Raw genomic sequence first — 21,454 nt, 5'->3', positions numbered from 1 at the left:
GATGCAGAGTTGGTCCATGAGGGCCCTCCGGATCGCTCCCGCCGTTCCCCGGCCGGTGCCGCTCCCGCCCCCGGCACCGGCGGACGGCGCGCACCGGCCCGGCAGACGGTGGCCGGTGCCGCTCCTCGTGGCCGTGCTGCTCGCGCAGATGGCCTTCGCGATGGTCACGACCGCCGTGCGGCAGACCCCGACGATCGACGAACCGGTGTACGTGGGAGCGGCCGCCCAGTACGTGCGCGAGCACCGGCTGCGGCACAACCCCGAGCATCCGCCGCTCGGCAAACTGGTCATCGGCGTGGGGGTGGCCCTCGCGGATCCTCACATCGACCCGGCCTTCGCCGGGGACCAGGGGCGCTCGGGACGGCATCTGCTGTACGCGTCGGGCAACGATCCCTGGCGGCTGATGCTCCTGGCCCGCCTGCCGGTGATCGCGCTGACCCTGTCGTTCGGGCTGGTGGTGTTCGCCTTCGCCCGTGAACTGGCCGGTCCTGTCGCGGGGTTGACCGCCCTCGCGCTGTACTGCTTCTCTCCCGACGTCATCGCCCACGGCTCGCTCGCCACGCTCGACGTACCGGCCGCCGGGTTCCTGCTGACCTCGGCTTGGCTGGTGTGGCGGGCCCGCCGGAGACCACGGCGGTACGTGCCGCTCGCCGGAATGGCCCTGGGCGCCGCGCTGGCCACGAAGATGAGCACGCTGCCCGCTGTGCCGGTGCTGACGGCACTGACCGCGGTGTCCGTGTGGCGGTCGTCGGGCGGCAGCCGGCGCCGGGCCGTCGCGGCGGCCGGTGGGGTGGCCCTGGCCGCGGTCGCCGTCGTGTGGGTGACGTATCTGATGGTCGATCCGCGGCTGCGCTGGGTTCCGGAGCAGCATGTGCCGGTGGTGCGCGGGCTGCGGGGACTGCTGGTGGAGCTGATGCCGTTCCCGGAGGCCTACCGGGACGGGATGCGGGTGCAGTTCGGGCTGGAGAACCGGCCGTGGCAGGGGTTTCTGTTCGGGCGGCTGTACGACGGCTCGCTCTGGTACTACCTGCCGGCCGCGCTGCTGGTGAAGACGCCGCTGGGGATGCTCGCGCTGTGGGCCGCGGGTGCCGTGGCCCTCGTCACGGTCCGGCGGCTGCGGCCTGCCGCGCCCTGTGTGCTGGCCGTTCCCCTGGTGCTGCTGGCGGCGGCCATGCAGGGAGCGCGGGATTTCGGGACGCGGTACGCCGTGTTCCTGCCGCTGTTCCTCGCGGTGGCGGCGGGGTGCGTGCTCGTGGTGCGGCGGCGGTGGGTCTGCGTGGGGCTGAGCGTGCTGGTGGCGTTCGCCGCCGTCAGTTCGCTGCGGGCGTATCCCTACTATCTGCCGTACTCCAACGAGGCGTTCGGGGGGCCGGGCAGGACCCGGGAGTGGCTGCACGACTCGAACGTGGACTGGGGGCAGGACCTCGGGCGGCTCGCGGACCGGCTCCGCGAACGGTATCCCGGCGAGCGGGTGTGGCTCGTGTACAAGGGCAGCGGTGTGCCGTCCTTCTACGGCATCGAGGCCCTCGATCCCCGGCGGGTGCCGGTCCGTGAGGTGCGGGGACTGCTGGCCGTGTCGGACTCGGCGGCCGCGAAGGCCACGGGGCGGCTGGCCGAACTGATCGGCGACAGCCGCCCCGTGGACGACGTCGGGCACTCGATCACTCTGTACCGCCGTTGAGTGCGGGTGCGCGCGCACGTCACCGGGGGTCGCGTGTCAGTGGGTCGCGTATCAGTGGGTCGCGTAGAAGAACCCGTCCGCGCTCACGTGCTCCATGACCCGGCCGGCCACCCGGTAACGGCCGTTGGGCACGTCGGGGCACCTCGCCACATGGACCGCCAGCGGGCCGGCGAACTCGTAGCCGCGGCGTTCCGCGTGGCGGCACAGGCTGTCGGTGAGGGCCTGGCCCACATCGGTGCCGGTGCGGGTCAGATGGTCGTGCACGTCGTCGGGGAGTTCCACGTCGTAGGCGTTGGGGACCATGACGCGGCCCTCACGGCACACGACGGCGTTGTCGTCGCATGCGCGCCGCAGGGCGTCGAGGACCTCGACGGGTTCCTTGTCGAGGAGCCGCGCCCACAGCGCGTCCCAACGGTTCTCCAGTGTCTGTTCCAGCGCACTCAGCGCGCCCATGCCGTCTCACCTGCCGGAAGCGTCGTCGATTTCGATCGGGGTGCCGCGGGTGTCCTGGAAGGACACCGCCTAGCGGTCGTCGTAGTCGTCGGGGCGCACCTCGGCCTCTTCCAGGGCCTCGCGCATCGTGCGGCCGGTCGCGCCGGGCGGCCGGGAGCGGTGGTCGTCCTGGTGTTCCAGCAGTTCGTCCGTGGTCTCCGTCTTGGGACGGTTCTCCTCGGGGACGGTCATGTCGGCGGCTCCTCTCGGGGGTCGTGTGCGGCGGCGGGTTCCCGCCCGGCGTCCGGGTAACCCCCGGCCGGGCAGCTCATGCTGTCCGTAGAAGCCCTGGTCACCATGTGCGTGAGCTATGTTGAACGTCCGTGGGAGACGAAGGAGGCGCACCGGTGCCATCGCCGCAGCAGGCACGCGCACAGGCATCCGCGATCACCTCGGGGAAGGCCGCCCCCGAAGCGGAGGTCTCCCCGTCCGCCCAGCTCAGGGCGCTTTTCGACCGGCCCCGGCTGTCCCCGGGACAGCGGCGCATCGCGCAGTACCTGATCGAGCACATCACCGAGGCGGCGTTCCTTTCGATCACGGATCTGGCGGACCGGGCCGGTGTCAGCCAGCCCTCGGTGACGCGGTTCGCCTCGGCGGTCGGCTTCAGCGGTTACCCGGCGCTGCGGGAAAAGCTCCAGTCGATCGCGCTGGGCACCCTCGCCGTCGGCCCGGCCGAGGAGATGCGGGGCAACGAACTGCAGGCGGCGGTCGACGCCGAGATCGAGAACCTGGAGAACCTGCGGCGCGACCTGGCCGACCCGGGCGTGGTCATCGACGTCGGCCGCAAGCTCTCCTCGTCCACTCCCCTGACCGTCCTGGGGCTGCGCATCTCCGTCTCCCTCGCCGAGTACTTCGCCTACGCCGCCCGCCGGATCCATCCGGACGTCCGGCTCGTGACGCGGGGCGGCAGCGTCGCCTACGACGCGCTGCTGCAGTCGCGTGAGGCGGGAGGTACGTGGGTGCTTGCGTTCTCCCTGCCCCGGCACGCCCAGGAGACCCTGACGGCCGTGCGGGTCGCGCGGGGCGCCGGGCTCAAGGTCGCGCTGATCACCGACCTGGCGCTCGGGCCGCTGGCGGACGAGGCCGACGTCGTCTTCGCCCTCGGGACCGGGTCTCGGCTGGTCTTCGACTCCTACGCGGCGCCGGGCGTGATGTGCTCGGCGCTGCTGCAGGCGATGACGGACGCGGATCCGGAGCGGACGCAGGCGCGGCTGGAGGAGTACGAGCAGCTCGCCGACCAGCACCAGTTCTTCCTCAGGGACTGAGCGACGGGCGGCGGACCCCGTCGGCGGTCCACACATGGGGACCATCCACAACAAAGCGCGCATGAATGTTTTCATGCTCCTTGCAAACCGGATGGCATATATAAATACTGCTCACGGATCGCGACCCGGCAGTTCCGGATCCGTTCCGCACCCGTGGAGCCGGGTCCTACCCACTCCGGCGTCCCGGGTGTTCGTGGCGGCCCCGGCCATCCCCTAGGCCGGGGCCGCCCCGACCCGTCGTCCACCCTCACGACGCCGCACACCCGGAAGCGATGATCATGCACCTGACCACCACGCGCATCAGCCCGGACTGGCCCTGCCAGGTCAAGACCCCCGGGAGCTACGACTGGGAGCGTTCGGCGGCCAAGTGGCTGCGCGAGCTGGTGCCCACGCGCTACGCCGGATACCCCGTGTTCATCCGCCACCCCGTCCTCCTGGCCCGGCACGCCCAGATCCAGGTCCAGAACGAGATCCGGGTCGCCCGCACCGCGCTGCAGACCGCCCGCGCCGACCTTCCCGGACTCGGCCTGCACGAGGGGGTCATCGAGCACACGATCAAGCTGTACGCGGCCGAGGTCATGCAGCTCCAGCACATCGCGCGCAGCGTCCGGGCGGTGACCCAGGCCCTGGTGGAGGCGAACCGCCAGCAGTGAGCCGCCGGGCATGACCGGCGCCGGGCGTGGCACCCGTGGGTGAATGAGCACCACCACAGCCCGGCGCGGCGAGCCGGTGACCACGGTCCTGACCTGGCAGGTGCGCCCCGGCCGGGAGCAGCGGTTCGAGGAGTGGACGCACGGCATCACCCGCTGCGCCAGACAGTTCCCCGGCAACGAGGGCGTCTCCTGGCTGACGCCCGAGGACGGCCACCGCTACCACGCGGTACTGCGCTGGTCCGATCAGCACCGGCTCGCCGCCTGGCTGGAGTCCGAGGAGCGCGCGCACTGGCACCGGCGGATCGAGGACATCGCCACCGAGGTCAGCAGCGAGCGCCAGTCGACGACCGGGATGGAGACCTGGTTCAGCCTCCCGGGCACCACGGTGCAGGCCCCGCCCCGGTGGAAGATGGTCTTCACGACCTTCCTCGGCGCCTACCCCTTCACCCTGCTCGTCCAGTGGCTGGTGACACCCCACACCGCCGGCTGGCCACTGCCGCTGCGGGCGGCCGTCTTCCCGCTGGTCCTGCTGCCCGTGCTGACGTATCTGGTGATGCCGCGGCTGAGCCGGCTCCTGCGGTTGTGGCTCTATCCGCGCGACGGCCGCTGACCGCTGACCGGCGAGGCCCACGTGATGGATGGAGCGCCAGGGCCGGGCGAGCAGTCCGTGCGTACGAGCCGGTCTTCGAATCGGGCCGGGTGTGCCATGCTCAACGCGTGACGAGCGAGCCCGTGACGCCGGCGCAGTCCGGTGCCGCACCGGACCTGGTCGAACTGGCCAAGATCGTCGCCCGGCAGCGCGCCGAGCTGGACCGGCTGCGCGACCAGGCGGCCACGGCTGCTGTCGTGGAACGGGCCAAGGGCGCGGTCATGGCACTGACCGGTTGCCCCGCGGACGCCGCGGGCGAACTGCTGCTCCAGCGGGCCAAGGCCGCCCGTCACACCCTGCTGGAGGAGTGCTGGATCACCCTGGGCACCCTCGTGCCCGCCCCGCCCGCCCCGGGCAGGGCGAGCGAGTCCCCCGGCGTCGAGGCACACGACTCCGGGGCAGCGGCCCTGGAGCAGTCGGACGCGCCGGACGACGTCAACGCCGCCCTCGCCCGACTCGGCCAGGTGCTCGTTCGGGTGATGACACCGCACGACCTCGCCCGGTGTCTCCTGGAGCATCTCGGCCCCGACATGGGAGCCGACGCGGTCCTGATCTACGCACGCAGGCCCGACGGCGGGCTCGGCCTGGTCGGGCACGCCGGCATCGACGACCGGCTGGCCGCCCAGTGGTGCCAGGTGCCGCCGCTGAGCGGCATGGCGGCGTTGGACGCACTGCGGGCGGGTGAGCCGCGCTGGCTGGAGGACTTCGCCGCGGACGAGCGGCAGTACCTGCTCATCGGCGACCCTCCCGACCGGTGGCGCTCGCGGGCCTGGCTGCCCGTGGCCGCCGCGGGCCCGGCCGAGGTCTGCATCGGCGTGCTGCGCGGCCGGCCGGGGGTGTTCACCTCGCGCGACCGCGCCCACCTGCGGGGCGTCACCAGGCTGTGCGCCGGCCGGCTGCGCGCCTTCGACACCCCGCCCGAGCGCGACGCCGACGCCGCCACGGACGCGGTGCAGGCGCTGTTCGAGGCGCTGCCGGTCGCGGCGATGCTGCTCACGCCGCTGCGGGCCGCGACGGGCGAGACCGAGGACTTCCGGGTGGAGGCCGCGACCGCGCAGGTGGGTGATCTGCTGGGCAGGACCGGTGAGGAACCGGCCGGGCGGCGGCTGCTGGAACTGCGGCCGGCCCTGGCGGCCGAGCCGCTGTGGCAGGGCTGTCTGCAGGTGCTGGCCACCGGGAAGGCCTACGAGGGCGAGCCGTTCGCGCACGAGGGGGTCGTGGCGGGCGTCGCCGAACTGTCCGTGTACACGGCGCGGGTGGCCCCGCTGGGCGACGCCCTCGTCGTCTCCTGGATCAGGCACGGCTCCTCCGACCGCCAGGAGCAGCGGCTGGCGGACCTTCAGCGGCTGGGCAATCTCGGCTGGGCGAACTGGAACCTGGCCACCCAGGAGGCCTCCTGGTCGACCCAGGTGTTCTCCCTCGTCGGCCGGGACCCGGCGCACGGCCCGGTGCGCCTGCCCGAGGTGCCGGAGCTCGCGCTGCCCGAGGACACGCCCGCGCTGACGCGTGCCATCGGTGAACTCGTCCACGGCGGGCGGCCGTTCGACGTACCGTTCCGGATCCGGACGAGCGGCGGCATCCGGCATCTGCGGCTGGTGGCCGAGGCGGTGGCCGACCGGCACGGAACGCCCGTCGAGGTGCACGGCTTCGTGCAGGACATGACGGCCCGGCGGCGGGCGGAGCTGGCCCTGGTCGAGAGCGAGCGGGCGATCCTGACCCAGCACGACGTCATCCAGGCCGAGCGGAATCTGGCCTCCCGGCTCCAGCACGCGCTGCTGCCGATGTCCAACCGGCCCGTGCACCTGGCCGGGCTGCGCATCGAGGTCGCCTACCTTCCGGCCCAGTCGGGTGTGCACGTCGGCGGTGACTGGTTCAGTGCCATCGAACTGCCCGACGGGGACGCGCTGCTGGTGGTCGGCGATGTCGCCGGGCACGGCGTCGACGCCGTGGCCACGATGGCCCAGCTCCGGTTCACCGCGAAGGGCATGGTCATCACGGGCTCGTCGCTGACCGGCGCGCTCGCCCGGCTGAACACCCTGCTGCTGCACTCCCGCGACTCCCACGCGACCGCCACGATGGTGCTGGCCCGCTATGAGCCGCGCCGCCGGCGCCTGGTCTGGGCCCAGGCGGGGCATCCTCCGCCACTGCTGCTGCGGGACGGCGAGGCGCGGTACCTGCGCAGGCCACGCGGCATGCTGCTCGGGGCGACCGCCACGCCGGTCTACCAGGAGGCGGAGTGCCGTCTCGACCCGGGCGACCGGCTCATCCTGTACACCGACGGTCTGGTGGAGCACCCCCCGGACAGCATCGACCGGGGTCTGGAGCAGCTCGCCGAGGCGGTGGCGGCTCCGCATGGTGACGGGCCCGCGTCGCTGGGGCCGTTGCTGGCGCGGATGCTGCCGGACGAGCGGCGGGACGACGTGTGCGTGGTGGACGTCCGGGTTCCCGGGAGTCAGGACGGGTAGGGTCACCGCACCTCACGAGTCGCCGCGGTGACGCCAGTACCACCACAGGCCCACGAGCAGGGCCAGCAGGAACAGGGTGGGCAGCACCAGGCCGGGGATGCGGGAGCCGTTCATGGGCGTGGCCTTCGGTTCGCGGTGGTTCGGGCGCCTCGTGCGTCGCCCCGGCCCAGGATGACGCCGGGTGGCCCCGCCGTCGCCCCGCTTTCCCCAGCCCTTGCCCGGCGTTCGATAAGAGGGGAGCGACGTCAGTCGACCGGGTGGCCCGGGTCGATGGTGACGGCGTCGGAAAGCCGCAGCAACGGGCCGTCGTGCGCCTCGTGTCCGCCCCATTCGACCGGGTCGAGGACGAAGCCGATGTGGTCGCCGCCGCCCACACGGGTCAGGATCCGGCCGACGAACCAGGCGGGCGCGTCCTCCAGGACGAGGGCGCCGCCGTAGGCCTCCCGCAGCCGGACGTCCTGGAACTTGTCCGTCCGGTCACCGCTGTGCCCGCCGAACAGCTCGGCGAGGCCGTACTGTTCGCGGCCGAGCAGGTGCACGGCGAGGAGGTCCGCGTTCCGGGCCACCCGGAAGGTGTGGTTGAGCTCGGACAGCCACACCACGAACCGCACCGGCCGCAGCGAGCACTGCGAGGCGAACCCGACCAGGCATCCCGCCCGTTCACCGCCCGCGGCGGCGGTGACCACGTACATCTCGGGGTTCAGCCGGTCGACGAACTCGTCCATGCCGGCCATGGTCACACATCAGCTCGCCCCCGCCGGTGTGCGGGACTCCAGTGCGGCGCGGGTGTCGTTGCCGTACACGCCGGTCTCGTCGCCGCGGATGCCGTACCAGAGCTGGAAGCGGGCGACCGCCGCGGTGAGGGTGGGGTCGTAGCGGCCACTGGTGGAGCCGTCCCGGTAGACGTCCGGGATGCGCAGGAGGCGTTGCTGGAGGTCGGTCACCTCGGGGCCGGTGGCTCCCTCGCGCAGCGTGCCGGCACCGTCCGGGTCCTCCACGGGTGCCGTGGCCGGCGGGGTGGGCACGGCGGGTGCGGGGTCGGGGGTGGAGGCGGCGGACCGGGGCGGGCCGGGGGCGGGAGCGGCGGTGTCGTCCGGGTGCTCACCGCGGAGCAGGAGCGCGCCGCCGAAGCCGATCACGGCCGCCGCGAGGACGGCCACCGCGACGGCGGCGCGCCGCAGCCCGGCTCCCGGGGGCGCGGCGTCGGCGCGCCGGCGGCTCTCGCGGGCGACGGGCGGGAGTTCCTGCGTCAGGGCCTCGGAGCCGGCCGGCGGTTTCCCCGGCAGCGGGACGGACTCGTAGCCGGCGGGCTCGCGGCCGGCGGGCTCCCGGCCGGCGTCCTGCTGGAACTCCCGCATCAGCTCCGCGAGGGCGTCGGTGCGGCGGGGCCGCAGGACGCGGATGGGTTCGAGGGCCGGGCCGTCGTGCTGCGGCCGGGGCTCGGACGGTGTCGACACGCTGTACTCCTTCGTCCGGGCCGGGGGCGCCCGTCTTCGAGGATCGTCCTGCCGCTAGATACGCGGCCTGCGCGTCCGGGGTTCAGCGACCGGCCGGGCCCGGCCGGCGGGGCACTCAGTACCTCCCACCGCGTGCACTGAGTGCCACACCTGATCTTCCGGGGTGCTACGTTCGCGCCCATGAGCTCCGAGAAGGACGAGACCGGTGCCGGAAAGCCGCCCATGCGGGACGCCCTGGTTGGGGCGGCCTTCCGGCTGTTCCTGGAGCGGGGGTACGAGCAGACCACCGTCGACGACATCGTGGCGCTCGCCGGTGTCGGGCGGCGCTCGTTCTTCCGGTACTTCCCTTCCAAGGAGGACGTGGTCTTCCCGGACCACGAGCGGTGCCTGGCCGACATGACGGCCTTCCTGGCGGGCGGCTCCGACGACGACGAACCCGTGGGGCGGGTCTGCGACGCGGCGCGGCTGGTACTGCGCATGTACGCCGAGAACCCGACGTTCTCGGTGCAGCGCTACCGTCTCACCAGGCAGGTGCCGGGGCTGCGCGCCTATGAACTGTCCGTGGTGTGGCGCTACGAGCGGGCCCTCGCCGAGTACCTGCGCCGGCGCTTCGCCGCCCGCCGGGAGGGCACCCTGCAGGCCGACGTGATCGCGGCGGCGGTGGTGGCGGCGCACAACAACGCGCTGCGGTCCTGGCTGCGTTCGGACGGGCGGGGCGAGGCGAGCTCCGCGGTCGACCACGCGCTGGATTACGTGCAGTCGGTGTTCGGGGCCGTGCCGGTGCCGCCGGTGGCGGAGCAGCCGGAGGACGTGGTGGTCGTCGTGGCGCGGCGCGGGGCGCCGCTGTGGCGGGTGGTGCAGGAGATCGAGGCGACGCTGGGGCGGGGCTGACCTCCTTCACATTGAGGGTACGGAGTGCCTTTACGAGTGGCACTGAGTGCCATACTCTGTGCTGCGTGCACGGTGGCACGGCGAACCGCGCACACGTGTGCGCGGGTGATCGCGTGCGCGGATTCCGGCCGAGTGCAGGGAGTTGACCAGCGTGTACCACTCAGGAAGCGTCGCTCAGCAGGCAGCCGGCTCCGCGACGGGTCTGCTCGACCCGAGGGGCCGTAACCAAGAGGCCATCCTCTTCCAGCGCTGCACCTGGTGCGGCACCGCCATGTACCACCGGCTGCTGTGTCCGGTCTGCCGGGGCAGCGACCTGCGCACGGAGCGCGCCGAGGGCACGGGCACCGTCCGCCACTCCACGGTGGTGCACCGCAACACCCCCGCGGCGCGCAACGTGTCGCAGATAGAGATGTCCGAGGGGTTCGTGGTGCGCGGCCGGGTGATGGGCCCGCCGATCGGCATCCACAGCGGGGACCGGGTGCGGCTGTCCACGGCCAAGGACCCGGTACGGGGCGAGCCGGTCTTCCAGCTCCTGGACGAGCCGTACCGGGCCTGGAGCTGACGCGCCCTCAGCCCGCGATCAGCTCGTCGGTGCGCACCGGCCGTCCCGTCTCGAAGCTCCGGTTCGCCGCGAGTCCCACCGCGAGGGCGAGCGCCCCGTCGCGTTCGGTCGCCGTGGGATGGGCCGCGGCACCGGTGTCCGCCGGGGCAGCGGGGCCGACGGGTCCGAAGAGCGCGTCGAGCATGCGTGGATCACCGCCGCCGTGAGCCTCGTGGGCGACCGCGAGCGGCACGTCCTCGGGGGGCTGCCACAGCGGGCGCAGGGTGAGACGGGCGCCGCCCGCGTGCTCGGCCGCCGTGTCGCCGTGCACCGCGCCCACCGCCGAGGTGATCCGGCTCAACGGCGGCTGCCAGGGGCTCTCCTCCACCTCCACCTCCAGCTCCAGCCGGCCCGCGCTGCCGTTGAACATCACCCGGTAGCCCTCCCAGGGGGAGTAGGCGGTCAGGTGGTACGTCATCGTCGCGCCGCGCGCGTAGCGCACCAGGACGGACATGTCGTCCTCGATGGTCACCGGCCCGTCGAAGACGTTGCGGTCGCGCAGATAGCCGTCGTCGCGTTCGGCGTCCAGATAGAGGGCGCGCAGGGTGGCGTCGGCGGCGAGGTCCAGGGCGAAGGGGTCGTCGGCGGCCGGCTCGGCGCCGTGGGCGCGGTCGTAGTCCCGGCGCAGTCCGTGCCGCTCCCCCGCCTCGCGGCCGTAGAAGCCGAGCCGCCCGTAGCCGAAGGCCTCCCGGGGCTCGTCGGCGAGCCACCAGTTCACCAGGTCGAAGTGGTGCGAGGACTTGTGCACCATCAGGCCGCCGCTGTGCCGCTTCTCGCGGTGCCAGCGGCGGAAGTAGTCGGCGCCGTGCCGTACGTCGAGCAGCCACTCGAAGTGGACCGACAGCACCTCGCCGATCGCGCCGCCGGCGAGCAGGGCGCGGACCTTCTCATGCACGGGGTTGAAGCGGTAGTTGAAGGCGACCGTCAGGGAGTTGCCGGTCTCGCGGACGGTGTCGAGGATGCGGGAGCAGCGCCCGGCGTCGACGGTCATCGGCTTCTCGGTGACGACCCGGCAGCCCGCCTTCAGCGCGGGGACGATGTAGCGGTCGTGCTCGGCGTCGACGGTGGTGACGACGACCTCGTCGATGCCCTCCTCGGCGAGCAGGTCGGTGAACCGGTCGGGCTCCCACGCGGTGGCGGCCGGTGCGCCCCTCTCGGCCAGCAGCCGGTTGTGGAAGGCCATCCGGGTGGGGCTGGGATCGCACAGCGCGGCCACGACATGGCCGGGGCGTTCGGCCAGGCCACGGGTGAACAGCTGGGCCCGGTGGCCGGTGCCGACGACGGCTGCGCGCAGGACGGGAGTTCGGCTCATGGCAGGTGCCCTTTCCCGTGGACGGGGTCCCCACTCCCCTGCGGCCGAAAGCGCTTGCCGGGCCTCAGAGGGTGATGCGGATGCCCACCGTGCCGTCCACGCCCCGGCGCAGCCGGCTGCCGAGCAGGGTCAGCCGGCCCGTCAGGCCGTACTTGCGGCCGATCAGCTGCCGGTAGCGGGCGGTGGCGGCCGCGTCGCAGATCTCCGCCGTCGCGGGCACCTGGTCGCCGGTGGGGTTGCCGCGCAGGTCGCAGGGGCCGACCAGCACATCGGCGCGGTTGCGGATCCGCTTCACCTTCCAGGAGTCGGCGGCCGTCCACACGCCGAGCCCGTCCCCGTCGCGTACCACCCAGACCGGGGTGGCGACCGGCGTGCCGTTCCTGCGGTAGCTGGTGACCAGCAGGTACTTGCCCGCGCCGAGTTCGTCCAGCGTCCTGTCGTCCATGGCGGGAAGTCTACGAGCGTGCCCCCGGGTTCAGTGCAGCGCCGCCGCCATCCTGCGCACGGCCTCCGTGAGCACCTCCTGTGAGGCCGCCAGGTTGAGGCGGACGTGGCCGGTGCCGCCGGTGCCGAAGGGAAGGCCGGAGCTGAGGGCGACGCGGCCGCGGTGCAGGAAGACGTCGGCCGGGTCGTCGCCGAGCCCGAGGGCGCGGCAGTCGAGCCAGGCCAGGTAAGTGGCGTCGCCCGGGCGGTAGCGGACCGCGGGCAGGTGCTCGGCGAGCAGGTCGGCGAGCAGCCGCCGGTTGCCGTCGAGGCCGGTCAGCAGGGCGTCCAGCCAGGTGACGCCGTCGCGCAGGGCGGCGGTGTGGGCGATGACGGCCACGTGGCTGGGGCCGTGTCCCACCTCCTCCGGCATGCGGTCCAGGTCGGCGGCTGCCCCGGGCCCGGCGACCGCGAGGGCGGCCTTGAGCCCGGGCAGGTTCCAGCCCTTGGAGGCCGACATCAGGGACAGGCCGCGCTCGGCGCCCGGCACGCTCAGATACGGCACGAAGCCGGCGCCGTCGAGCACGAGCGGGGCGTGGATCTCGTCGGCGACGACGCGCACTCCGTACCGCTCGGCGAGGCGGGCGACGGCGGACAGTTCCTCTTCCGTGTGCACGGTGCCGGTCGGGTTGTGGGGGTTGCACAGCAGATGGGCGGCTCGCCGCCCGCCCGCGACGGCCTGCCGGAACGACGACTCCAGGACTCCCAAGTCGATGCGCCCGTCCGCCCCGAGCGGGGCCTGCGCCACCCGCCGGTCCATGTGCTCCACGAACAGGTAGAACGGCGGGTACACGGGCGGGTTCACGATCACCGTGTCACCGGGTCCGGTGACCAGTTTGAGCATCTCGACGACACCCAGCATGACGTCGGGCACGATCGCGGTGCGCTCCACGGCGAGCCCTTCCCAGCCCCACCGCTTCCCGGCGAAGGCGGCCAGCGCCTCCGCGTAGGCGGTGCCGGCCGGGTAGCCCGTGTCGCCGAGGTGGAGCGCGTCGGTGACGGCGCGCACGACGGGCTCGGCGAGCAGTACGTCCATCTCGGCCACCCACAGCGGCAGCACGTCCTCCGGGTAGGTGCGCCACTTCATGCTGGTGCGCTGCCGGAGCCGGTCGAGGGTGAGGGCTTGCAGCGGATTCGGTTCACCGGACGTCTCGTGCGGGATCCTGGTCATGGGCACACGATAGGGGGCTGTGCGGTGAGCGGGAATCTTGCGGACGGGCGGCAGGGCGGGGCGGTGGGCGCGTTGCTGGAGATCGCCTGCGACGAGTCGGGGTCGGACGGTGAGAACCTCACCGGCGGCAACACGGACGTGTTCGCGCACGCCGGCGTCTCGCTGTCCATGGCGTCGGCTGCGGCGGTGGTGGGGGAGATCCGGGACCGTATCCGGTCGCCCGCCGAGGAGTACAAGGCGAACCACCTGCTGCGGGAGAAGCACCGCGCGGTACTGGAGTGGCTGCTCGCGCCGGAGGGCCCGATCGACGGGCAGGCGCGGGTGCACCTCATGGAGAAGACGTACCTCGTGGTGGACCGGACCCTCGGCCTGCTGCTGGACGACGCGGCCGAGGCGGCCCTCCTGTTCCGTGCGGGGCGGCCGGTCCTCGGGGAGGACGGCTGGCGGGCGTTCCTGGAGGCGGCCAACCAGTTGCTGCGGGTCCGCCACGACGGGGACCCGGTCGACGCCTTCTACGGCACCGTCGACACCCTGCGCCGGACGCATCCGGGGACGGACGCGGCACGGATCCTGGAGCGGCTCGCCAGGACCCGGCCCCGCGCGGTGGCGTACCGGGACGGGTTCCTGGCCGGACCGCCCCTGATCCCGCTGCTCAACCCGCTGCTCCCGGCGATCGTGCGGACGGCCGCGCTCTGGAGCGGGAGCGGGCGGCCGGTCCACCTCGTGCACGACCGGCAGAACATGCTGACGCCGGAGCGCATCGCCTGGATCGCGGGCACGGCCCGGCGGGCCGGGATCGGCCTGGCGGGGCTGCGGCTCGTCGTGGCCCGTGACGACGCGCGGGTGCAGGTGGCGGATTTCCTCGCCGGGATCGCCCGCAAGATCGCCTCCGACGAGCTGAACGGCCGCGGGGACCCGGTGCTCACCGCCCTGCTGCGGCCCTACGTCGACCCGGATTCGGTGTGGGGCGACGCGCGCAGCGGGGCCCTGCTCGCGGCCCCGGTCACCGGCTGACACCGAAGAGATCACCGGTGCGCTGAACACGGCACGGCTCCGCCCCGTAATGAATGAAGGGCACTCAACTCAAGGAGGGCCCTGCGGTGTTCGCATCGTGATGTTCTGGTTCGGGAGCCATGCATGAGGCACGCACGACGACGGGTCGTCCGGCGAGTGACACGGCTGGCGGCCGTCGGCGGACTCCTCCTCGGAGGAGCGATGGTCACCAACGCCGTGGCGAGCGAGCCGCCGGCCCCGGTCATCGGCGTCCCGTTCACCGCGCCGCCGGCGACGGGCGAGGGCACCGACCTCGTGTCCCGGCTCGGGAACGCGCGCACGGCGGGCAGCTGGATCGACTCCGCCGGGCGGCCGGTCGTCGCCGTGACGGACGAGAAGGCGGCCGCCGAGGTGAAGCGCGCCGGCGCGCAGGCCAAGATGGTCCGTCACAGCATGAGCGACCTCAAGTCCGCTGCTTCGACGTTGCGTTCGGCCCCCCGGGTGGCCGGAACCTCGTGGGCTCTGGACTACAAGAGCAACCAGGTGGTGGTGCGGGGTGACAGCACCGTCTCCGCCTCCGCCTGGTCCCGGATGACCGAGGTCGCCGAGGGCATCGGCTCCTTCGTGCGGATGGAGCGCACCGAGGGCACGTTCACCACGCGGATCAACGGCGCGCAGCCCATCCTGTCGACCGCCGGGCGCTGTTCGGCGGGGTTCAACGTGACCGACGGGAAGAGCGACTTCATCCTCACGGCGGGGCACTGCGGGCCCGACGGTTCCGTCTGGTTCGCCGACGACCGGGGCCGGCAGCAGGTCGGCACGTCGCTCCGGGGGAGCTTCCCCGGCGACGACTACTCCCTGGTGAAATACGACGGTGGCCGTGCGGGCAAGGGCGCGGACGTGGTGGCGGTCGGTGACGGCAAGGGCGTGCGGATCACGGGCGTGGCCGACGCGGAGGTCGGGCAGAAGATCTTCCGCAGCGGCAGCACCAGCGGACTGCGCCAGGGAGAGGTGACGGCGCTCAACGCGACGGTCAACTACCCCGAGGGCACGGTCACCGGCCTCATCGAGACGAACGTGTGCGCCGAACCCGGTGACAGCGGAGGCCCGATGTTCGCCGACGGCATCGCGATCGGCCTGACCTCGGGCGGCAGCGGCGACTGCAAGGCGGGCGGCACGACGTTCTTCCAGCCGGTGACGAAGGCGCTGACCGAGCTCGGCGTCAAGCTCATCGTGGCCAAGTCGTCCGGTGGCACGGGCGCCGCACCCGCGCCGTCGGCCTCGCCCGGAGCGGCCTCGCCCGGTTCGTCGGCGCCGATCACGGGCACGGACGTGTCGACGCTGCTCAGCCGCCTCACCGACCCGCGCAATGTGGGCCCCGGCATGCTCGTCATCGGGGGCAGCCTCGTGGCCCTGGTGGCCACCCGGTGGATCCGTGCGGAGCAGGACCGCAAGGCGTACCGGCAGTACTACTCGGCCACTTGGGGATGACGCGGGTGGCCGGCGGTCGCGGGACGGGCCCGTCAGCCCAGGGTGAGCAGTACGGTCGCGATCCCCGCCCCCAGCAGCCCCACCGCCTGACGGCGGCTGATCCGCTCGCGCAGCAGGGCGAGGCCCAGCACCACGGGGAGGGCCGGGTACAGGGAGGCCAGCACCACGGCGACAGCCAGCAACTGCCGCTGGGCGGCGAGCAGATACAGCACGAGGCCGAGGGCCGCACCGGCCCCGATGAGGACGGCTCGGACGCAGCGGACCGGCGGCAGCTTCAGCCGGCGGGCGTGCCGCGCGGCGTCCGGCAGGAGCACGAGGACCGCGGCGACCCGGCCCGCGGCGACGGGCCACAGCCCGCTTCCGGGCCCGGCCTGTCCGAGGGCGAGGTACTGCACGGCGACGCCCAGACTGGCGACCAGTCCGTCCGCTGTCCCCTTCCCGGCACCGGCCCTGCCACCGGCGACGAACCACAGCGAGGGGACCGTGACGGCGATGCCCAGCCAGGCGACGGCGCCCGGGCGGTCGCCGAGGACGAGCACCCCGCACAGCACCGACAGCGCGACACCGGTGACGGCGCTCACCGGCACCACGACACTCATGTCCCCCCTGCTCAGCCCGCGGTTGAGGAACCACATGGCCGTGCCGCTCCCGACGCCGGACAGCGCTCCCCAGAGCAGGTCGGCGAGGTGGACGGCGTCGGCGGGCAGGAGGAGCGCGGCGGCGCAGGCGAGCAGTAGCCCGCCCAGCTGGCCGAGGAAGGTGACGGCCGTGTGATGCACGCGCCGGGACAGCAGACCGCCGGCGAAGTCCACGATGCCGTAGACGACGGCCGAGGAAAGTGCGAGAAGGGCACCCATCGGATCAGGGGTGCCCCTCGACGAGGGTCCGATGCCCGGGTGACGGGGGCGAGGGTCAGGCCGCGGGGGCCGGCTGCGGGGCCGCGGCGGCCCACTCCAGGACGAGCCGCTGGTACTCCTCGCGCTGCTCGACGCTCAGTGTCCCGCCCGACCGGCGCCACAGCGCACGGATCTCCTCGTTGACCTCGTCAGCCGATCGCTCGGATGATGTTTCAACGGTGGTGGACATGCTGTGAAGCATACGTCGCCGGACGTGAAGGCGATGTGAGTAATCAGGAGCCAATCGGGCATTTCGGACAGTGTTGCTGATCACGTCCATCTCCCGGTAAACGTGAGGCTGTTCACATCAGCCGCCTGTGAGTACCTTTCGGCACCGGGAAGTTCACCGTCGTTCACGCTTCGGCCGACCCCAGCACCAGCACCTTGATGGCCAACACGGCCGCGCCGCGGGCCCAGTCGTGGAAGTCGGACACCTTCGTCTCCAGACCGACCGGGGCGGCCAGCGGGTGACGGTGCTCACGGATCGTCTCCTCGACCGTCTTCCCGGCCACGTCCATCAGCCCGACCCCCTCCCCCGCGAGCAGGATCTTCTGCGGCATCACGAAGTTGGAGATCTGCGCGACGAGCGTCCCCAGGGCACGCGCGGCCTCGTCGACGACCCGGGCGGGCATCGGGTCCCCGGCGGCGGCCAGGGCGAGGATCTCGTCGTAGGTGTGGTCGCCGCCGGTAGCGGCCCGGATCTGGTAGCGGATGCTGGGGATGGTCAGCAGTGAGACGGCGCTGCCGCGCCTGCCGTCCGGGGTGAGCGGCCCGTTGGAGTCGACGATCCAGTGCCGGCCGAAGCCGCGGTCCTCCTCCGCGAAGGGCACCCGCCTGCCGCCCAGCACGAGCCCGTAGCCGAGGCCGGCGCCGATGGTGAGGACGACGAAGCGCTCCAGGCCGCGTCCGGCTCCGAACCAGGTCTCGGCCTCGACCAGGGCGGCGACGTCGTTCTCGACGACCACCGGCAGCCCGGTGCGCTGCTCGACCAGGTCGGCCAGGGGGACGTCCCGCCACAGCAGGAAGGGGGATTCGCCGACCACGGCACGGTCCTGGACGAACCCGCCGACCCCGATGCCGATCCCGGCGAGGCGGGGGTGGCCGGTGGCCAGTTCGGCGGTCATCTCGGCCAGTACGTCGGCCACTTCGCCGGGGTCGTGGGTGGTGAGCGGGCGGTCGTACCGGGCGACGATGTGGCTGCGCAGGCTGGTGACGACGCCGTAGACCATGTCCTCGGTGATCTTGAAGCCGAGGAAGAAGCCCGAGTCGGCGACGACCTCCAGCGGCTGGGAGGGGCGGCCCTGGCGCGACTCCCCGGGCGCATCGGCTTCAGGCACCTCGACGAGCAGGCCCGACTCGATCAGCGGCTTGGTCAGCCGGGTGAGACTGCCGGCCGACAGACCCAGTCTGCGGGCGAGTTCCGTGCGCGAGAGCGGGCCGTGGACGAGCACTTCGATCGCCACGGAGCGCTCCCCCGCGCTCAGCGGCAGCCAGCCGGCGGTGCCTTCGGTCATGAAGGTCCGACTCCCCTCACCCATTTTTTTCACACCGAAACCAACATGACCACTCTAAGCCGATGTCGGCTTCTGGGAAACAATGTTTGCCGACCTCTTGACGCGACAATTGTTTCGCACCAAAAGTAAGTCCCGCCAGAGGACGAGCCGCCGCAGCGAGGGAGTCTCCCGATGACCATCGCCTCCAGCAGTCCTCCTTCACGTCTGCCCACGGGCGGCGCGGCGGAGGCCAGCAGCAGGACCGGGACGCCACAGGGGGTGTCCGGCGAGGACCGGGGGGACGGCAGGCTGGCCGCACTCTTCATCGCGCCGGCCCTGCTCGGTTTCCTGGTCTTCCTGCTCTGGCCGACCCTGCGGGGCATCTACCTGAGCTTCACCCGCTTCAACCTGCTGACGCCGGCGGAGTGGGTGGGCCTGGACAACTACGTCCGCATGGTCAACGACCCCATCTTCTGGGACTCCCTGTGGGTCACCGTCGAGTATGTCGCCATCAACATCGGCGTCCAGACGGTGGCGGCGCTGGCCATGGCCGTCCTGCTCCAGCGGCTGACGCAGTCGGCGATGCTGCGCGGGATCGTGCTGACGCCGTATCTGATGTCGAACGTGGTCGCCGGTCTGGTCTGGCTGTGGATCCTCGACACCCAGCTCGGCATCGGCAACGAGATCATCAGCGGCCTCGGGGTGGACCGCATCCCGTTCCTCGCCGACGAGACCTGGGCGATCCCGACCATCGCGCTCATCAACGTGTGGCGGCACGTGGGCTACACCGCCCTGCTGCTGTTCGCAGGCCTCCAGGCCATCCCCAACGACATGTACGAGGCGGCCCGCGTGGACGGCGCGAGCGAGTGGCGGATGTTCTGGCGGATCACCATGCCACTGCTGCGTCCGGTACTGGCGGTCGTGCTGATCATGACGGTGATCGGGTCCTTCCAGGTGTTCGACACCGTCGCCGTGACCACCGCGGGCGGTCCGGCGAACGCCACCAACGTCCTGCAGTACTACATCTACAGTTCGGCCTTCGGCCGCTTCCAGTTCGGCTACGCCTCGGCCATGTCCGTCGCCCTGCTGGTCGTGCTGAGCGCGATCACCATCCTCCAGTACCGGCTCACCCGGGCCGGCCGGACCGACCTCGGCTGACGGAAGGGAGACACCGCCATGGCTGCCGTGACGACACCGACACCGACGACCCTGCGGCCGGTCCGGCGCAGGTTCCCCTTCGGGCGGGCCGCCGCCTGGACCGTGATGGGACTGATCGTCCTCATCACCCTGCTGCCGTTCTACTGGATCCTGCGCACCGCGCTCTCGACCAACGCGGGCCTGAGCGCCGACCCCACCAACCCCCTGCCCGTGGACCTCACCACCAGCGGCTTCGAGCGGGCGCTGGGCCTGCAGTCCGCCGAGGAGGCCGTCGCGCAGGGCGGCGCGGGCGGCGGGCTGGACTTCTGGCGCTACCTGCTCAACTCGGTGCTGGTCTCGACCCTGATCACCGGATGCCAGATCTTCTTCTCCGCGATGGCCGCGTACGCCTTCTCGCGGCTGCGCTGGCGTGGCCGGGACAAGGTGTTCGGGCTGTTCCTGGCCGGGATGATGGTGCCGGCCATCTTCACCTTGCTGCCGAACTTCGTGCTCATCAAACAGCTGCACCTGATCGACACGCTCCTCGGCATCGCGCTGCCCACCATGTTCATGACGCCGTTCGCGGTGTTCTTCCTGCGGCAGTTCTTCATGAACATCCCCAAGGAGGTCGAGGAGGCCGCACTGCTCGACGGCGCCGGAAAGATCAAGATCTTCTTCCGGGTGGTGCTGCCGATGGCGTCCACGCCGATCATCACGCTGGGGGTGCTGACGTACATCACCTCCTGGAACGACTACTTCTGGCCGCTGATGGTCTCCTACAGCGACAGCTCGCGGGTGCTGACCGTGGCGCTGGCGGTCTTCCGGGCGCAGACCCCCGCGACCGGCGTCGACTGGTCCGGGCTCATGGCCGCGACGCTGATCGCCGCGCTGCCGATGCTGGTGCTCTTCGCCTGCTTCGCCCGCCGCATCGTCAGCTCCATCGGCTTCACCGGGATCAAGTAAGGGGCATGTGATGCGAATTCGACTTCGTCCGCTCGTCGCGGCGACCGGAGCGCTGGCGCTGTCCCTGGTCAGCGGGTGCGCGCAGGGAGGTGCCGCCGGATCGTCCGCGAACACCGTCACCTACTGGCTGTGGGACGCCAACCAGCTGCCCGCCTACCAGGCCTGCGCCAAGGGGTTCGAGAAGGAGAACCCCGGACTGAAGGTGAAGATCACGCAGCTGGGCTGGAGCGACTACTGGACCAAGCTCACCGCCGGGTTCATCGCGGGCACCGCGCCGGACGTGTTCACCGACCACATCCAGAACTTCGGCCAGTTCGCCGACCTGAAGGTCCTCGAACCGCTCGACGACCTCGGCATCAGGGACTCCGACTACCAGACGGGCCTCGCCGCCAACTGGATCGGCCAGGACGGCCACCGCTACGGCGCTCCGAAGGACTGGGACACCGTCGCGCTGTTCTACAACTCGAAGATGACCGAGGAGGCCGGGCTCACCGCCGATCAGCTCAACAGCCTGTCCTGGAACCCGAAGGACGGCGGCACCTTCGAGAAGGCCATCGCCCACCTCACCGTCGACAGGAACGGCAAGCGGGGCGACGAGGCGGGCTTCGACAAGAACAAGGTCAAGGTCTACGGCATGGCCACGGGCGGCGGCGGCTTCGGCGACGGCCAGACGCAGTGGAGCCCCTTCACCGGCTCGGCCGGCTGGAACTACCTGAACAAGCCGCGCTGGGGCACGAAGTACCAGTACGACAGCAAGACCTTCCAGTCGGTCGTCAAGTGGTACTTCGGCCTGGCGAAGAAGGGCTACATGCCGCCCCTGTCGGACTACAACATCCAGTCCAACCAGCAGAACACCCAGATCGCGGCGGGCAAGGCGGCCACCGCGTTCGACGGGGCCTGGATGATCTCCACCTACGCGGGCTTCAAGGGCAAGGACATGAGGACCGCCCTGACCCCGGTCGGCCCGACCGGCAAGCGCGCCACCATGATGAACGGCCTCGCCGACTCCGTCACGAAGGCCTCCAAGAACAAGGCGGGCGCCAAGAAGTGGGTGGCGTATCTGGCCTCGGACAAGTGCCAGACCGCCGTGGGCCGGTACGGCGTCGTCTTCCCCGCCACGCCGGCCGGGACCGAGGCCGCTGTCGCCGCGTACCGGAAGAAGGGCATCGACGTCTCGTCGTTCACCGAGCCCGTGGCCGACAAGCAGCACGCCCGGACCTTCTCGTACCCGATCGCCAGCTACTCGGCGGACATGACCGCGCTCATGCAGCCCGCGATGGAGGACATCTACGGCAACGGCAAGCCCGTGAGCAGCCTCGATCAGACCAACGACCAGATCAACCTCATCCTCTCCCAGTGAA

General features: G+C 71.9%; 22 protein-coding genes. 12 read left to right on the top strand and 10 right to left on the bottom strand.

What is annotated here, in order from left to right; all coding sequences use genetic code 11:
• Positions 1-16: 16 nt before the first annotated feature.
• Entirely contained in the window at positions 17-1,681 is a 1,665-nt protein-coding gene (locus RFN52_RS37730; RefSeq protein WP_374050197.1) for a phospholipid carrier-dependent glycosyltransferase, read from the top strand.
• Positions 1,682-1,732: 51 nt separating this feature from the next.
• Here RFN52_RS37730 and RFN52_RS37725 read toward each other — a convergent pair whose 3' ends face one another.
• Complete coding sequence (locus RFN52_RS37725; RefSeq protein WP_184853407.1) at positions 1,733-2,134, bottom strand: DUF3662 domain-containing protein; 402 nt, start codon at positions 2,132-2,134, stop codon at positions 1,733-1,735.
• Positions 2,135-2,203: 69 nt separating this feature from the next.
• A complete protein-coding gene (locus tag RFN52_RS37720; protein ID WP_181361525.1) occupies positions 2,204-2,365 on the bottom strand; it encodes a hypothetical protein in 162 nt (53 codons plus the stop codon).
• A gap of 155 nt (positions 2,366-2,520) precedes the next feature.
• Between RFN52_RS37720 and RFN52_RS37715 the strand changes: the two genes are divergently transcribed.
• The 4 genes from RFN52_RS37715 (at position 2,521) to RFN52_RS37700 (ending at position 7,205) form a co-directional block, all read left to right on the top strand.
• Positions 2,521-3,438: a MurR/RpiR family transcriptional regulator gene (locus tag RFN52_RS37715; protein WP_184563077.1), complete on the top strand. Its 918-nt coding sequence runs from the start codon at positions 2,521-2,523 to the stop codon at positions 3,436-3,438.
• Between the two features lie 272 nt (positions 3,439-3,710).
• Complete coding sequence (locus tag RFN52_RS37710) at positions 3,711-4,091, top strand: hypothetical protein (protein WP_184853406.1); 381 nt, start codon at positions 3,711-3,713, stop codon at positions 4,089-4,091.
• A 43-nt stretch (positions 4,092-4,134) separates the two neighbouring features.
• Positions 4,135-4,701, top strand: coding sequence for an antibiotic biosynthesis monooxygenase (locus tag RFN52_RS37705; protein ID WP_184853405.1), 567 nt, complete (start codon positions 4,135-4,137; stop codon positions 4,699-4,701).
• 107 nt (positions 4,702-4,808) lie between these two features.
• On the top strand, positions 4,809-7,205 hold the full coding sequence (locus RFN52_RS37700; protein ID WP_184853404.1) for a SpoIIE family protein phosphatase: 2,397 nt from the start codon (positions 4,809-4,811) through the stop codon (positions 7,203-7,205).
• A 245-nt stretch (positions 7,206-7,450) separates the two neighbouring features.
• Here the strand turns inward: RFN52_RS37700 and RFN52_RS37695 are convergent, their stop codons facing one another.
• Complete coding sequence (locus RFN52_RS37695) at positions 7,451-7,939, bottom strand: flavin reductase family protein (RefSeq protein ID WP_184853403.1); 489 nt, start codon at positions 7,937-7,939, stop codon at positions 7,451-7,453.
• Between the two features lie 9 nt (positions 7,940-7,948).
• Positions 7,949-8,662 carry a peptidoglycan-binding domain-containing protein gene (locus tag RFN52_RS37690; RefSeq protein ID WP_184853402.1) on the bottom strand — a complete coding sequence of 238 codons (714 nt, stop codon included), beginning with the start codon at positions 8,660-8,662 and terminating at the stop codon, positions 7,949-7,951.
• A 222-nt stretch (positions 8,663-8,884) separates the two neighbouring features.
• Between RFN52_RS37690 and RFN52_RS37685 the strand changes: the two genes are divergently transcribed.
• Positions 8,885-9,553: a TetR family transcriptional regulator gene (locus tag RFN52_RS37685; RefSeq protein WP_184854186.1), complete on the top strand. Its 669-nt coding sequence runs from the start codon at positions 8,885-8,887 to the stop codon at positions 9,551-9,553.
• Between the two features lie 151 nt (positions 9,554-9,704).
• Positions 9,705-10,115 (top strand): Zn-ribbon domain-containing OB-fold protein, encoded by a 411-nt coding sequence (locus RFN52_RS37680; protein ID WP_184853401.1) that lies wholly within the window; start codon positions 9,705-9,707, stop codon positions 10,113-10,115.
• Positions 10,116-10,122: 7 nt separating this feature from the next.
• On the opposite strand, the gene RFN52_RS37675 is transcribed toward RFN52_RS37680, so the two are convergent.
• The 3 genes from RFN52_RS37675 to RFN52_RS37665 form a co-directional block, all read right to left on the bottom strand.
• On the bottom strand, positions 10,123-11,466 hold the full coding sequence (locus tag RFN52_RS37675; RefSeq protein ID WP_184853400.1) for a Gfo/Idh/MocA family protein: 1,344 nt from the start codon (positions 11,464-11,466) through the stop codon (positions 10,123-10,125).
• A gap of 64 nt (positions 11,467-11,530) precedes the next feature.
• Positions 11,531-11,911, bottom strand: coding sequence for a PPOX class F420-dependent oxidoreductase (locus RFN52_RS37670; protein WP_184853399.1), 381 nt, complete (start codon positions 11,909-11,911; stop codon positions 11,531-11,533).
• Positions 11,912-11,941: 30 nt separating this feature from the next.
• The gene (locus RFN52_RS37665) at positions 11,942-13,120 is read right to left on the bottom strand and encodes a MalY/PatB family protein (RefSeq protein ID WP_184853398.1); all 1,179 of its coding nucleotides are present in this window, start codon (positions 13,118-13,120) and stop codon (positions 11,942-11,944) included.
• A gap of 24 nt (positions 13,121-13,144) precedes the next feature.
• Here RFN52_RS37665 and RFN52_RS37660 point away from each other — a divergent pair, with 24 nt between their 5' ends.
• Positions 13,145-14,134, top strand: coding sequence for a hypothetical protein (locus tag RFN52_RS37660; protein ID WP_184853397.1), 990 nt, complete (start codon positions 13,145-13,147; stop codon positions 14,132-14,134).
• A gap of 123 nt (positions 14,135-14,257) precedes the next feature.
• Entirely contained in the window at positions 14,258-15,604 is a 1,347-nt protein-coding gene (locus RFN52_RS37655) for a S1 family peptidase (RefSeq protein WP_184853396.1), read from the top strand.
• 32 nt (positions 15,605-15,636) lie between these two features.
• Here the strand turns inward: RFN52_RS37655 and RFN52_RS37650 are convergent, their stop codons facing one another.
• From RFN52_RS37650 to RFN52_RS37640, 3 genes are all read right to left on the bottom strand, one after another.
• On the bottom strand, positions 15,637-16,461 hold the full coding sequence (locus tag RFN52_RS37650) for an EamA family transporter (protein WP_184853395.1): 825 nt from the start codon (positions 16,459-16,461) through the stop codon (positions 15,637-15,639).
• A 55-nt stretch (positions 16,462-16,516) separates the two neighbouring features.
• On the bottom strand, positions 16,517-16,702 hold the full coding sequence (locus tag RFN52_RS37645) for a hypothetical protein (protein WP_184853394.1): 186 nt from the start codon (positions 16,700-16,702) through the stop codon (positions 16,517-16,519).
• Positions 16,703-16,853: 151 nt separating this feature from the next.
• On the bottom strand, positions 16,854-18,014 hold the full coding sequence (locus tag RFN52_RS37640) for an ROK family transcriptional regulator (RefSeq protein ID WP_184853393.1): 1,161 nt from the start codon (positions 18,012-18,014) through the stop codon (positions 16,854-16,856).
• Between the two features lie 171 nt (positions 18,015-18,185).
• Here RFN52_RS37640 and RFN52_RS37635 point away from each other — a divergent pair, with 171 nt between their 5' ends.
• From RFN52_RS37635 to RFN52_RS37625, 3 genes are read left to right on the top strand one after another with little or no spacing between them, the layout of a single operon-like run.
• A complete protein-coding gene (locus tag RFN52_RS37635; RefSeq protein ID WP_184853392.1) occupies positions 18,186-19,151 on the top strand; it encodes a carbohydrate ABC transporter permease in 966 nt (321 codons plus the stop codon).
• An 18-nt stretch (positions 19,152-19,169) separates the two neighbouring features.
• Positions 19,170-20,093 (top strand): carbohydrate ABC transporter permease, encoded by a 924-nt coding sequence (locus tag RFN52_RS37630; RefSeq protein WP_184853391.1) that lies wholly within the window; start codon positions 19,170-19,172, stop codon positions 20,091-20,093.
• A gap of 10 nt (positions 20,094-20,103) precedes the next feature.
• A complete protein-coding gene (locus RFN52_RS37625; RefSeq protein WP_184853390.1) occupies positions 20,104-21,453 on the top strand; it encodes an ABC transporter substrate-binding protein in 1,350 nt (449 codons plus the stop codon).
• Position 21,454: the final 1 nt, after the last annotated feature.

This window comes from Streptomyces collinus (assembly GCF_031348265.1).
GTDB lineage: Bacteria > Actinomycetota > Actinomycetes > Streptomycetales > Streptomycetaceae > Streptomyces > Streptomyces collinus.
Note: the sequence above shows the minus strand (reverse complement) of the source record. Positions and strands in the feature narration are given on the sequence as shown.